This is a genomic window from Acinetobacter sp. UBA6720 (assembly GCF_002454215.1).
In the GTDB taxonomy this organism is placed as follows: Bacteria; Pseudomonadota; Gammaproteobacteria; order Pseudomonadales; family Moraxellaceae; genus Acinetobacter.
Genome location: NZ_DKIK01000065.1, coordinates 319 through 14340 on the forward strand (window position 1 = coordinate 319; position 14022 = coordinate 14340).

At 40.1% G+C, this 14022-nt stretch carries 12 protein-coding genes and 1 pseudogene; 5 read left to right on the forward strand and 8 right to left on the reverse strand.

Going from position 1 to position 14022, the window contains the following annotated elements:
- Nucleotides 1-110: 110 nt before the first annotated feature.
- Nucleotides 111-386 carry a hypothetical protein gene (locus B4F08_RS05250; RefSeq protein WP_086210080.1) on the reverse strand — a complete coding sequence of 92 codons (276 nt, stop codon included), beginning with the start codon at nt 384-386 and terminating at the stop codon, nt 111-113.
- A 148-nt stretch (nt 387-534) separates the two neighbouring features.
- Nucleotides 535-1725, reverse strand: a complete 1191-nt coding sequence (locus B4F08_RS05255) for a phosphoglycerate kinase (protein WP_086210081.1) — start codon at nt 1723-1725, stop codon at nt 535-537.
- A 139-nt stretch (nt 1726-1864) separates the two neighbouring features.
- Between B4F08_RS05255 and B4F08_RS05260 the strand changes: the two genes are divergently transcribed.
- The 3 genes from B4F08_RS05260 to B4F08_RS05270 all read left to right on the forward strand — a co-directional run bounded on the left by B4F08_RS05260 (nt 1865) and on the right by B4F08_RS05270 (nt 4380).
- The gene (locus B4F08_RS05260; RefSeq protein ID WP_086210082.1) at nt 1865-2251 is read left to right on the forward strand and encodes a DUF2237 family protein; all 387 of its coding nucleotides are present in this window, start codon (nt 1865-1867) and stop codon (nt 2249-2251) included.
- Nucleotides 2248-2841, forward strand: a complete 594-nt coding sequence (locus B4F08_RS05265) for a Maf family protein (protein ID WP_110973975.1) — start codon at nt 2248-2250, stop codon at nt 2839-2841. The genes B4F08_RS05260 and B4F08_RS05265 overlap by 4 nt, the downstream gene beginning before the upstream one ends.
- A 372-nt stretch (nt 2842-3213) precedes the next feature.
- The gene (locus tag B4F08_RS05270) at nt 3214-4380 is read left to right on the forward strand and encodes a cupin domain-containing protein (protein ID WP_110973974.1); all 1167 of its coding nucleotides are present in this window, start codon (nt 3214-3216) and stop codon (nt 4378-4380) included.
- Nucleotides 4381-4401: 21 nt separating this feature from the next.
- On the opposite strand, the gene B4F08_RS05275 is transcribed toward B4F08_RS05270, so the two are convergent.
- Both B4F08_RS05275 and B4F08_RS05280 read right to left on the reverse strand, forming a co-directional pair.
- Nucleotides 4402-6300, reverse strand: coding sequence for a sensor histidine kinase (locus tag B4F08_RS05275; RefSeq protein WP_151706408.1), 1899 nt, complete (start codon nt 6298-6300; stop codon nt 4402-4404).
- Nucleotides 6297-6983, reverse strand: a complete 687-nt coding sequence (locus tag B4F08_RS05280) for a LuxR C-terminal-related transcriptional regulator (protein WP_086210086.1) — start codon at nt 6981-6983, stop codon at nt 6297-6299. The genes B4F08_RS05275 and B4F08_RS05280 overlap by 4 nt, the downstream gene beginning before the upstream one ends.
- A gap of 298 nt (nt 6984-7281) precedes the next feature.
- Here B4F08_RS05280 and B4F08_RS05285 point away from each other — a divergent pair.
- Nucleotides 7282-8951 (forward strand): annotated as a pseudogene (locus tag B4F08_RS05285) (FMN-binding glutamate synthase family protein).
- 58 nt (nt 8952-9009) lie between these two features.
- On the opposite strand, the gene B4F08_RS05290 reads toward B4F08_RS05285, so the two are convergent.
- Genes B4F08_RS05290 through B4F08_RS05305 form a run of 4 tightly spaced genes read right to left on the reverse strand, consistent with a single transcriptional unit; the run spans nt 9010 to nt 12717 of the window.
- Entirely contained in the window at nt 9010-10041 is a 1032-nt protein-coding gene (locus B4F08_RS05290; RefSeq protein ID WP_086210088.1) for an alpha/beta hydrolase, read from the reverse strand.
- Nucleotides 10041-11153: a YdcF family protein gene (locus B4F08_RS05295; RefSeq protein ID WP_151706406.1), complete on the reverse strand. Its 1113-nt coding sequence runs from the start codon at nt 11151-11153 to the stop codon at nt 10041-10043. The genes B4F08_RS05290 and B4F08_RS05295 overlap by 1 nt, the downstream gene beginning before the upstream one ends.
- A 4-nt stretch (nt 11154-11157) precedes the next feature.
- The gene (gene murB, locus B4F08_RS05300; protein WP_110973970.1) at nt 11158-12195 is read right to left on the reverse strand and encodes a UDP-N-acetylmuramate dehydrogenase; all 1038 of its coding nucleotides are present in this window, start codon (nt 12193-12195) and stop codon (nt 11158-11160) included.
- Nucleotides 12196-12204: 9 nt separating this feature from the next.
- On the reverse strand, nt 12205-12717 hold the full coding sequence (locus B4F08_RS05305) for a low molecular weight protein-tyrosine-phosphatase (protein WP_086210091.1): 513 nt from the start codon (nt 12715-12717) through the stop codon (nt 12205-12207).
- A 113-nt stretch (nt 12718-12830) separates the two neighbouring features.
- Here B4F08_RS05305 and B4F08_RS05310 point away from each other — a divergent pair, with 113 nt between their 5' ends.
- Entirely contained in the window at nt 12831-13991 is a 1161-nt protein-coding gene (locus tag B4F08_RS05310) for an iron-containing alcohol dehydrogenase (protein ID WP_291373617.1), read from the forward strand.
- Nucleotides 13992-14022 lie beyond the last annotated feature (31 nt).

Here is a 14022-nt window from a genome sequence, read left to right on the forward strand (position 1 = left end):
AGTTGATGCGACATATTCTACATGGTCAAAGGTTTCAATTCAGCAACAAATAACACTATTTAAAAAAAATCCCCGCAATTGCAGGGACTTTTTACAAATTTCACATCTAATTAATGTGCTTGAGCCGCTGAAGCTTCCACCGCAGTATCCGCTGTTGCAGCATCGGCTGGTGCATTTGCGACTTCAGCAGGAATATCTTTATTCTTTTCATCTAATACTGGCTGATCAATCGCATCAATTGCTGCTTGTTGTTCAGCTGTTACAGCCTCTTCAACTGCTGCTGTTTCAGATGCTGCAACGGGTTGTTCTGGTGCTTCATTTTTCTTACAAGCAGTCAAAGCTAGTGGTGCTAACAAAAGTGCAGCAAGAGTCATTTTTAAATTCATAATGTTTTCCTAGAACAGATGATTTAATGCCCTGTAGTTTATTTCAGCAATATTTCATTTTCATGACTAAATGATGAATAGATTTGTTAAGCCCATAAAAAAGGTTGACCTAAGTCAACCTTTTTTACAACAACTTTAAACAAGATACTTATTGTGCACGTTCTAGTAATGCTGCAACTGCTGGAAGGGTTTTGCCTTCGACAAACTCAAGGAAAGCACCACCACCAGTTGAGATATAACCAATTTTGTCTGCAACTTCGTATTTATCAATAGCAGCTAAAGTGTCACCACCACCTGCAATAGAGAAACCAGCAGATTCAGCAATCGCTAAAGATAAAGTTTTAGTGCCTTCGCCAAATTGATCGACTTCAAACACACCGACTGGGCCATTCCACAAGATCGTTTTTGACGTTTTTAGAATGTCTGCAAATGCTTTTGCGGTTTCTGGGCCGACATCCAAAATCATGTCATTGTCAGTCACATCTTCAACTTTTTTCACGACTGCTTTAGCAGCAGCCAATGAACCCAAGAAGTCTGCAAAATCAATTTCAGAAGCATCCGCCACGACAACATCCGTTGGAAGCGGTACAGAAACTTTTGCAGCAATCGCTTTTGCGGTGTCAATCAAATCATTTTCACACAATGATTTACCGACATTGAAGCCTGCTGCTGCCAAGAACGTATTAGCAATACCGCCACCCACAATCAACTGATCGCAAATATCAGAAAGTGATGTCAACACATCCAACTTAGTCGATACTTTAGAACCCGCAACAATCGCAACCATTGGCTTTTCAGGCGTTTGTAATGCGCGACCTAAAGCATCAAGTTCAGCTGCAAGGAGTGGACCTGCTGCTGCAACTTTTGCTAAACGTGCTACACCTTCAGTTGATGCTTCTGCACGGTGTGCTGTACCAAATGCATCCATTACAAATACATCACAAAGCGCCGCATATTTTGCTGCAAGTTCTGGGTTATTTTTCTTTTCACCTGCGTTAAAGCGGCAGTTTTCAAGGAGTACCACTTGACCTGCTGTAACGTCAACGCCATCGAGATAGTCCGTCACTAATTGAACGTCTTGACCCAATGCTTCAGTCAAATATGCAGCAACAGGTGCTAATGATTGTTCTTGTTTTGGCTCACCTTCAACAGGACGACCAAGGTGAGAGTAAACCATTACGGCTGCGCCTTGTGCTAACGCTGCTTTAATTGTTGGTAAAGCGGCACGTAAACGCGCATCACTTGTAATCACACCATTTTTAACAGGAACGTTTAAATCTTCGCGAATAAGAACACGTTTACCTGTTAAATCGAGGTCAGTCATACGCTGAAAATTCATGTAGAGCTCTCTTTCTATATATAAAAATCGCGTCGATTTTAAATGATTATGCAGAAAAAGGTTAGCTTCTTTTGCAGAAAAGCAAACGAAAGACAAAGTTTTGCTATCATAGTGAAAAGTCTCACTCGATTTATCATTTATGTCTATTCATCCTGATCCAAATCTGAACCGTTTAAACGTTTTGGGTGAACCTTTAGCGAGCTGCTGTTACTCCCCAATTACTGGTTATTTCCGTAATGGTTTTTGTCATACAGCACCCTCAGATTTGGGACAACACACCATCTGTGTCGAAATGACCTCTGAGTTTTTAAATTTTTCGCAACAAGTGGGCAATGACCTCATTACCCCTGTGCCTGAAGTTAACTTTCCAGGACTACAACCGGGAGATTTTTGGTGTATCTGTGTGACTCGTTGGGTAGAAGCGTATCAAGCAGGTTTTGCTCCTCCAGTCAAAGTTCAAGCTTGCCATCAGGCCGTACTGTCTTACGTACCGCTGAATGTGCTCATGGAATATGCAGTCGAATGAATACTTCCGAAATTATCTTGGCATCCAGCAGTCAAACTCGTAAAGATTTGATGAATCGCTTACGCTTAGACTACCGTTGCATTGTCCCTGATATAGACGAATCGCCTCGTGGAGAAAGCCATGCGGATGATTTGGCTAAACGCTTGGCATTTGAAAAGGCGCATGTAATTGCTAGACGACATCCAGATGCGATTGTGATTGGTTCCGACCAAGTCGCATGGCGTGAAGGTGCGCCCGATATTTTTATTGGAAAACCATTGTCTGCTGAAAAGGCGATTAAACAATTACAAGCCAATTCAGACAAGATTGTCTACTTCAGTACCGCTTTGAGTGTTCAACAGCATTCTACTGGATTTGAACATAGTCTGGTTGAACACTATAAAGTTAAGTTCCGTAAACTTAGCCTGCCTGAAATTCAACGTTATATTGAACTTGAGCAACCACTCATGTGCGCTGGTAGTTTTAAATGTGAAAGCCTAGGGATCAGTTTATTTGAACAAATGATAGGACAAGATCAAACTACTCTTATGGGTATGCCGATGATCCAGTTATGTAATATTCTGCGTGAATTAAAAGTGCTTGTGCCTTAATTCTATAGAAAGATTTTTAGTTTATGTCTAATAAATTGAACAGCACTAAGTGTTGCTGTTCGCTTTTTAGTACTAAGCTCAATCACATTATTTGCTCTCTTTCATAAGTTATACTCACTCTTTTTGATTTCCTTCTGTCATATCTGATTCGCTATTTTCTGGGCATTGTCTTTATTTAACATTATGTTTATTTGCTATGTTTTAAACATATTATTCTGTAAAAATTTTAATGTGAGTAACCTAACGGCTAATGCAGGCGCTAGTTATTTAAATCAGCGAATCACTTTCAAATAAATCTAACGATACTTGCGCATAGGCCTTCGATCATAAGACAATACACAATATTGTTTTAAATTTGCTTAGGCTATTTTCATGTCCCAAACTCTTGATGTTCTTGGCGGTATTACAGCCGAACAATTCCTTACCGAATATTGGCAAAAAAAGCCTTTATTGGTGCGTAATGCTATTCCTGAAATTGCCAATCTCTTAGAACCAAGTGATGTAATGGAGTTGGCTTTGGATGAAAATGTCACAGCCCGTCTCATCAAACAAAAAGATCGCGATCCCAATCAATGGTCGGTAAAGTCTTCTCCGCTCTTAAAAGCAGATTTTCAAAAGATGCCGAAGCTTTGGACTTTGTTGGTTCAAGCCGTCGACCATTACTCTTTTGATTTGGCAGCGCTATGGAAAAAATTTCCATTTATTCCACAGTGGCGTCGTGATGACATCATGGTCTCTTATGCACCTAAGGGTGGTTCTGTAGGAAAACATTTTGACTTTTATGATGTCTTTTTGGTGCAAGGCTATGGTCATCGTCGTTGGCAGTTGGGTCAAATGTGCGATGCTGAATCTGAGATTGTTGCAGGCCAGCCTTTAAAATTACTGCCTGAAATAGACACCCATTTCGATGAAGTATTAGCCCCAGGTGACCTACTTTATGTACCACCAGGTTTAGCTCATTATGGCGTCGCTGAAGATGACTGCCTGACCTTCTCTTTTGGCTTCCGTATGCCAAACGTCACTGATATGGTTGACCGTGTAGGTGACAAACTATCAGATAATGCCCTGCTGCGTAATCCTTTGCTCGATATTGTCCGTGACCAACAAAGCCCGATCGGTCAATTAACACAAAACGAATTGGATTATTTAAAAGCAGAAATTCTAGCTCAATTACAAAATTCAACTCTGCTTGAAGATGCTATTATGACCTTGATGTCAGAGCCGAAATATCCTGAAAATATTCCTGAAGCTGAAGAAATTGGCACGGGAGATTTGGAAGGTATTTTAGACCAAGGCTACCAACTCATTTTAGAGCCTGCATCTCGCCTACTTTATACGTATGACGAAAATGCGTTCTTGTTCTGGGCTAATGGTGAAGGATTGTGTATTTCAGACCAATTTGCACCATTACTTAAAAGTTTAGCTGATGGTGAGGCATTATTGCTTGATGAAAGTTTATATGATGCCGATATTCTAGAAGATATCGCAATGCTTATGAACGAGTCTGTTTTGATGCTTCTACCTCCTGAAGAAGTTTAACAACATCAAGTGCTGAGCCTCTTACTCAGCACTTTCACCTTCTCCAAAACTTAAACAAGCCTTGATTTTGGTACAGCCTTTTTTAGACTCAATTTCCAACTCAGCACCAATTTTTTCTAAACGCATTTTCATGCTTCGCATACCAATACTCATTCCATGATTCAGCACACACTCTACGTCGAATCCAACACCATCATCTTGAACAATTAAGACCAATCGAGTTGTACTTGGATAATACATTTTGACTTCAATATGACTTGCTTGGCTATGCTTCACAATATTTGTCAAGCTTTCTTCAAGTACACGAATCAAAGTCAAACACTGTAAAGCCGTAGGCTGTATCTCCCATGTAGCTGGTATCGTCCAAGTCGCTTGAATATCCAATTCATCCATAATTTGACTAAAACGGTGCCGAACAGGTGCAATCCACAGCACTGGATTGTCTGGAATTTTATTATTCGTAGATGAACCACTATCAATAATTTGCCTTAAATCATCACGCAATAATTTAAGAATCGAAAGAAATTGTTGATTCGACATAGCACTAGAACTCTGCCCCACCAAAATCATCGAACGAACCAAAGATGCACCCAGACCATCATGTAAATCATGTGACAAGTGAATACGCTCTTGTAGCCGAACGTTTTCAAGCTCTAATTGATGTCGCGCGTATAGGCTTGAAGATAAATTACTGGTGACAAAGTTCACACGTTGTTCTAGCTCATTATTAAATCTTTGTATTTTTTTGATATTTTTATCTAAACGAGTTGCAAGAATGATCACAATAAAGAAAGTGATAATCGGTGAAGTATAGGGGGATAATGGCTGATGATCATTGATACGCTCATCAAATAATAGTGAAACGTCATACATCATTACAATACAAACAACACTCAAACACACAGCAAGTAAAATGTAATCACGACGCTTTGTTTTATTCGCACGATAAACCACAAATAAAAAAGAGGCTAAGAATAAGGCAATACACAGAAGAAAAATTATCGCAAAAACGGTTTTGACCATCAGACTCGGGATAAATAAAATCGTAACAATACAAACCGCTGCAACCAAAAATAATGTTTTTTCTAACTCAGCAAACTTCACCTTAACAAAACGGAGCAAATAAATAGAAAAGCAAACACTGTATAAAACAAAATAAGTTAGGTTAGCTTTCATAACCCATAACGAATTTGGATAAGGAAACACTTCCCGATTGATCACATTCCAAATAAACAGCACCCAAAACAAACAACTAATGGAGAACCAAAGAAAAGTTGTTTCATTGCGCCTAAAAAACCAGATGACAAAGCATACTAAACCTAAGGTTGTCGAAATCACCAAATTAACCTGAAACAGCGCTCTTTTATTCCAAAGCCGTCTTTGCTGCTTATCATAGGCTTTTGTAATATCTGAAAATTCTAAATTTCCTAAACCGGGGCTTTCATAGCTATTACCAACCACATACACCCAAATATCATTCTTTTGTTGTTTTAAACTTTCGACAGGAAGAATCCAAAAACGCGGAGTATTCCAACTTTTTGATAGAGGTTCAACTAAATGTTTATCTTTCCACATCAAATTACGGTTAAAAAAGACAGCACCCGCACTACTCATACCTTCTACTGAAAAAGCGATCGGTTCTTTTAACTCATGACTATCGCTACAGCTCCAATGCCATGCAAAATGGTACCAAACACCACCATCATAATATGGCCAACGCTTGGTCCAAACATCAGGATTTTTAACTTCGACCCAGCCCGTTTTAGGCACTTCATTAATAGATGTTGTTTTGACTGCAGAAATTTTATCGACAATCACATTACAAGTGGAGCCAACACTGAAGCGGGTTTCTGCATAACTGGCAAGACTAAACGCACACAAACATAGTGTGAAAAAAAGGCTCAGCCAGCCATTTTTCATAAAAGACCTAAAGAACGTGCTGTACTCACGGCCTTGGTGCGTTTGGTAACTGAAAGCTTTCGATAAATATGCTTAATATGACTTTCAACAGTATAGCGAGACACAAATAACTGCTCTGCAATTTCTCGATTACTTAAGCCCTGTGCAACTAAGTTTAGAATCTCAGTTTCTCGATTCGTCAATTCGTCATAATCTTGACCATCTAACTGATCTACACGTTCTGTTTGGGGTGTAGTTGATGTTGAAATTTGATTCAGAATTTCACGAGCAATGAATGGATCTATAGGAGCCCCACCACGTAAAATGCTACGTATAGACATAAGTACTTCAGCATCATCACGCTCTTTCAGTACATAACCATTCGCCCCTGCTTTAATCGAGGCAAATAGGCTTTGTTGTGTACTCCAAGCCGAAATCACTAAAATTAAAGCACTTTGGTCAATGTCTCTGAGTTTTTCAATCAGCGTAATACCATTGCCATCTGGTAAACCCAAGTCGACCAATGCCAAAGAAATTGGTTGCGATGCAATTATTGCCATTGCCTCCGCTAAATTCTTAGCAAAAATCAACATATCATGGCTATAACCTAATTCCGAGAGAATAAGGTCTAGGCGAGAGCGAATCATCGCTTCATCTTCTACAATTAAAACAGGTGCAGGCAAAACTGTTTCCGTATTTTTCACTGAAGCATCCCCTTTTTATCATTCTTTAACAACACTATACCGATGCTAACTCGAAGCAACCTATCCCTAGAAGTAAGTAATTTATCAATTTTTATTGTTGAAGAATACGCATTCATTAAAATCATTTTATCGACTTTAAAAACTGAAAGATACTAATCTGTATGTAATTGATTCCTCCATTTTTAACATTCGCCATATTCAAAATCTATTCACAGAATGAACAACAATTTATTACTTGTAGATGAAACAAAGACTTGGCACATTAGTCCTAAAACAACACGGAAGGAAGCCAAGCCATATGTCTAGCCCTGCTCAATCCATACGTCACAAATTACTCAATACTTTCTTTTCCAGACATTCTATTTGGCTGCTTTGTATTTTTATCTTTTTAAGTATTAGCTTTTTTCATTATAGCCATACCCCTATTTACATCAATTACTTTATCTCAAACACTTTCTTAAACAGTATTTGGCTCATTACAGGTTTACTCAGTTTTGTCGGTTTACATGATGTTTTGCAAAACAGACATTCTATTTTGAAGAACTACCCGATCATGGGACACTTTCGTTTTATCTTTGAAGATTTTCGACCTGAAATCCGCCAGTATTTCATTGAAGCGGATCAAGATGCACTGCCATTTTCAAGAATGCAACGCAGTCTAGTTTATCAACGCTCAAAAAACCAAAATGCAGATAAGCCTTTTGGTTCTATTGTCAATGTCTATGCAGACAACTATCGTTTCATGACGCATTCATTAAGTCCATGCAAACCTGCCGACCCAAAAACCTTCCGTATATTAGTAGGCAATGCGCAATGCTCTCAGCCCTATAGTGCATCTATTTTTAATATTTCTGCCATGAGTTTTGGCAGCTTGAGTGCCAATGCCATTCGTGCTTTAAACAAAGGCGCACAAATGGGTGGTTTTTACCACGATACAGGTGAAGGCAGCTTAAGCCCTTACCATCTAGAATATGGTGGTGATATTGTCTGGGAACTCGGTAGTGGCTATTTTGGCTGCCGTACTTTAGATGGCCAGTTTGACCCAGAAAAATTTGCCATTCAAGCTAAACGCCCTCAGGTTAAAATGATTGAGATCAAACTATCTCAAGGTGCTAAACCTGGACATGGAGGTATTCTACCTAAAGATAAAATTTCTGAAGAAATTGCTCAAATACGAGGTGTCAGTCGTGACCATGACTGTGTTTCTCCTTCAAGTCACTCGGCTTTTAAAACACCGATTGAAATGATGCATTTTATTCAACAACTGCGTGAATTATCTGAAGGAAAACCTATCGGTTTTAAACTGTGTATTGGTCAGCCTTGGCAATTTATGAGTATTGTCAAAGCCATGCTACATACCCAAATTATTCCCGATTTTATCGTCGTTGATGGTTCCGAAGGTGGTACTGGTGCCGCACCGATTGAGCTCATTGACAATATGGGTGTACCGCTACGTGAAGGTTTGCTTTTTGTACACAACACACTGGTGGGTGCAGGTTTACGTGATCAGATCAAAATTGGGGCCAGTGGTAAATTGGTCAGTGCCTTTGATATTGCCAGTACCATGGCAATTGGTGCAGATTGGGTGAACTCTGCACGAGGGTTTATGTTCGCGGTGGGCTGTATTCAAGCGCAAAGTTGTCATACCAACCAATGCCCTGTCGGTGTTGCGACACAAGACAAAGAGCGGCAAAAAGCACACATGTGCCCACCAAAGCCGAACGTGTGCTGCATTTCCATGACAACACATTAAAAGCACTTTCAGAAATGATTGCTTCAGCAGGTTTGAAACATCCAGCAGAAATTAAAGCACGCCATTTAGCACAACGTATTAATGATCGAGAAATTCGCAACTATGCTCAGCTACATTTTTGGCTAAAAGATGGTGAACTCCTGTCTTGTGAAAATAAAGATGAAGAGAACTTCTATTTCCGTATGTGGAATATGTCCAAATTAGAACATTTCTAAATAAAAAGGAGGCTGATAGAGCCTCCTTTTTATTCTCAATAAGCAAAATCACAGACTATTAGTAATATCCACTAGATGAACCCTGCGCATGTAAAAAAGCAGGGATTAAACCTGTTAATGCAGCACGAATGTCAGCACGTTCATTGATCAATTGGTGCGAACCTTCCTCTAGCATTAGCAAGGTCTGTAAACGAAACTTCTCTCGAATGAACTCGATGTTATACCGCCAATCTACCGTCTGATCCAGAGCGCCTTGAGCCAACCACACAGGAATACGACAGGCTGGACGTTGTTCCATTTCCAGCATCCACTTTGACATCGCCAAAATCCAATCCATACCCATCATACGCGGTTGCAAGGGATCTTTTAAACGGACAAAGCGCAAAAATTCAGGATTATGATTATTGCGTCTAAAATGACGCGGTACTTGGCGCTTTATCCGACGAATAATGCCTAATCCAACTGAATTATGCCACCAAGCCGATTTCGCAGGACGAATCAATGGTGAAAGCAACAGAACACGCTGTACATAAGGGTTTTCACGGCGTTCGGCAAATTCGAGTAAATGATGCATTAAAATTGCACCACCCGTACTCTGCCCGATGCCTAACCACGGCTGTGGTAGCTGATCAGCATGCTTTACATAACGCACTACAGCATGAAGCACATCTTGATAATGGTCAAAGTTTTGGATATTTGCAGGCGATCCATCACTCAGACCATGCCCAGGCAAATCATAAGTCAGTACGCTAAACCCTTGCTCAAGCAGCTCTTTAATGATGGGTTGGTAAATGCCACTGTGTTCTAAGTAACCGTGTAATAAACATACGGTTCCCTTAATCTTCTGGATTTTGGGCGCAAAGACCTGTACATGCAATTTAAACAAAGGCATTTGTACATAACCTTGCCACTGCTCACAGTCCAAAGTGTCTAAGCCATAGAGCCTACGGTATGAAATAATTTCAACAGACGCTTCATAAGACTGGTTTAAATTGAGTGGTTCTAAAAGTTGTGGTGTGGTCTCACGACTTGGGACAGGAAGCTCAAGTTGTTTGAGTACTGAAGGATTTAAAAAAGGAAGTTCAGGCATTATGGAATCTCCCTACAGTCACTTGAGCCGACAAGTACATCACGCACAGTTGCAAGCATTTCATAATTGGCACGGCGACTATGATCATAGTTTTGTTGACTTGGTCGCCAACGTGTTAATTGGGTCGGCATAGGTGCTTCTATCGGCTGGGTTTCTATACCATTTAAGGCAAATAAACGACGGGTACGTGGCATATGGTATTGATCTGTAATTAGAATCACTCTAGGTGCGCCACCTTTTTTCTGTAGTAACAAGGAACTAAAACGTGAATTTTCGCAGGTATTCATACTACGATCTTCCAACAGTTTTGCATCGACTCCTCGTGCCTTTAACCATTTTTGCATATACGGTGCTTCTACCCCACTCAGTACAATAGGCAGCTTAAACTGCTGTTCAACTTGTAATGTGGTTTCAAGTCGCAAACGGGTATATTCATTCACGACGATATCCTTACCATTCTTATCTAAAGTTAACCCGCCTCCTAGAACAACGATGGCATTCGGCATATTTAAAGCTGCTTTTTTCTCTTCATTTTGTGCATGGATTTGTGCAATATCTTGATAAATTTGCTCATCAACGGGCTGTTCTTCGAGTTGTTCAACCTTATGCGTTTTTAAGAACGCTAGATAATGCTCCATTAACGCTTTATTTTCTTTACTGTTGAGTTCTAATAGTTCTTTTACATTCTCTGTTGGGTCTACTTCTGAACTTGCAGTCTCAACCACCAAAGGAATTTGAGGCTTCTGTTCTTTTTCCTGTTCCTCTTTTTGCTCAGCAACAATCAACTCTTGTAAGGCTTTGTAGCGCGCCTGAATGGTGGTTAAGTTTTGTGAATTATGCTCTTTAATCTGTTCTTCCATGAGCTGTAAATAAGCTTGACGTGCTATCCACAAATCAGAACCCGGTTCTAAGCTTTCTTGCTCACTCAGTGCTGCCATCTTTTGGCTCTGTGCGGCCACTTCGTTAACATCGACAGGAACAAAAGTATTAAGCGCAGCAACAATGAGCTTAGAATAAAAAGGCGTATAAATAAAAATCATTAAACAGCCGAAAAGTGCAAATAACACCGAAGCGATTTGCACTAAACGTACCATTTTATGGGTTTTACTCATACTTTTAATGATCCTGATGAGATTGAATTAAACCGAGCGAATTAAATAAAACTGGCTCAGGCTCTAGTAAAACTTTAAATTTATTATACACATCCCGTTGTACTGCTCGGTATGTGCTCTGTACATCGTCTAAATTTGCATTGGCATAGTTCACCAAGACCAACGCCTGCTTATGAAACATACCCACCGCCCCAAGTTGCTTGCCTTTCCACCCCGACTGGTCGATTAACCAACCAGCGGCAATTTTAACATCACCATTTGACTGTGGATAATGTGGCAATTTGTCAAATTGTTGGGCTAAATCGTCATACGCCTGCTGACTCATAATTGGGTTTTTGAAAAAACTCCCTACATTTGGAAACTCTTTAGGATCGGGTAATTTACTTTGGCGAATCTGAATCACTTGTTGCTGCAAATTTAATGCAGTTAAGTTATCCCCTACAGCCTGTTTTAAATCACCATAACTAATTTTTAAGTCTTCGTGTTTCAAGAGTTTAAATGTGACATGAGTAATCACATAGCGATTCGGATCATCCTTAAAAATACTATGGCGATAACTAAATGCACAATCTTCAGCAGGAATATCACTAAATTGTTTCAGTTGTCTGTCATAGACCTGCACACTTTCAATGAACTCACCTGCTTCGACACCATAAGCACCGATATTTTGTACTGGGGATGCACCGACTAAGCCTGGGATCAAGGCTAAATTCTGTAAACCAAATAAACGCTGTTCTGTCGTCCAAAGTACAAAATCATGCCAAACTTGCCCTGCACCAACTCGTATGGTTTGGGTATTCGCATCTTCAGACAGATTCTCTATACCTAGAATATTCATATGCACAACCAAAGCATCAATTTGTGCAGGCAGAAGCATATTACTTCCACCTGATAAAATCATGACATTCAGCGCTTGTTGCTGCGCATAATCTAGGGCTTCAACCAATTCATCTGCACTATGAATTTGAACATAATGCGATGCAACTGCATGTAAACTTAAAGTATTAAAAGGTTTAAGCTGTTTTTGTGTTTCGATTTGCATGCGCTAACCTTAATAACTTTCAATTTGTTGTTTAAAAATGTGAACCCATGCTTGGCTACTTGATTCACATTGATCCAATACACGCTCAAAACCATCAGATCCACCATAGTAAGGATCAGGTAAGGCTTGCTGTGGATATTGCGTATCATGCTCGGACATGAGAGCGACTTTAGCACGTAGTTGCCCCGTACCAAATTCACGTGATGCTGTTTGATACAGCATCTGAATCTCATCAAAATTATTGTGGTCCATCGCTAAAATTAAATCAAAATGGACAAAATCACGGGTCTGTAACTGTCGTGCACGTAAACCAGACAAATCATAACCACGTTTCAAAGCATGTTCTTGGCTGCGTAAGTCAGGTGCCTTATTGGGATGATAGTTACTCGTCCCTGCTGAGTCGATTTCAATATTAAGTTGATGCGCATCACAAAAATGTCTGAGAACCACTTCTGCCGTGGGAGAACGACAAATATTTCCTAAACAGACACATAACACCTTATAGGGCGTTGTGAATGACATAACCACCTCGAAACAGCTTTATTTTCAAGTGTCTTATGTTAAGTTATTTAGAGGATGAATCCTATAGAAGTACAAAACATTATTGTTGAATAAGATATAAAAAAGGATGCTGTATGAACTCATTTCAATTTCAAACTGTGCCGAATATTATTTCAGGCTTGGGCAGCATTCAGCAACTCAGAGACATTTTAACAGCACGCCCTTATCAACATCTGTTATTGGTTACAGATGCAGGCATGCTACAACATCAACTGCATTTTCCCATCTTAGAAATTTTAGAGGATCTCTCTCTCACTTACAGTATATACAGTGAGGTTAAAGCCGACCCGAGTGAGCAGATTGTTTTAAATGCGGTTAATTTTGCCAAACAGCAAAAGGTAGATCTCGTTTTAGGCTTTGGTGGTGGTAGTTCTATGGATGTTGCAAAAATTATTGCCATACTCAGCCATCCTGCACAGCAGCAACAGTTAGCTGATCTTTATGGGGTAAATAATGCCCAAGCACCTCGCCTGCCGTTAATTTTAGTCCCTACCACGGCAGGGACAGGTTCTGAGGTCACACCGATTTCAATTGTTACCACAGGTGAAACGACAAAGACTGGAATCGTCGCACCTGTTCTTTTTGCCGATGTAGCGATTTTGGATGCGACTTTTACTGAAAACCTGCCGCGTCATATTAGTGCAGCGACAGGCATTGATGCGATGGTACATGCCATTGAAGCTTATACCTCTAAAATCAAGAAAAATCCCTATGCAGACATGTTAGCGAAACAGGCTTTGAAACTGCTGAATCAAAACCTCAGTTTGGTGCTAGAAGATGGTCGAAATTTAGAAGCCCGACAAAATATGTTGGTCGGTTCAATGTTGGCAGGACAAGCTTTTGCCAATGCCCCAGTAGGTGCTGTACATGCACTTGCTTATCCACTGGGTGGACATTTTCACATTTCACATGGACATAGCAATGCCTTAGTGCTGACAGAGGTTTTAAAGTTTAATCTTCCGCAAGCCAAGCACCATTATGCAGAGTTGATCTGCTGGCTCGACCCAAAAAGTACAGGTTGTACTGATGGTCTTTCTGATCTCTTTGTCGATCATATACAAAACCATTTAGACCGTAGCGGTTTAACCTTAAAACTCAAGGCGTTGAATGTTCCTGAACACAGTCTAGATCAACTTGCAACAGACGCCATGTTGCAAACACGCCTACTACAAAACAACCCAAGAGAACTAGAGTGGCAACAGGCACGCGAGATTTATCAAGCCATTTACAGCTAACCCATATAATTAACTTAGGCTATTTATAATC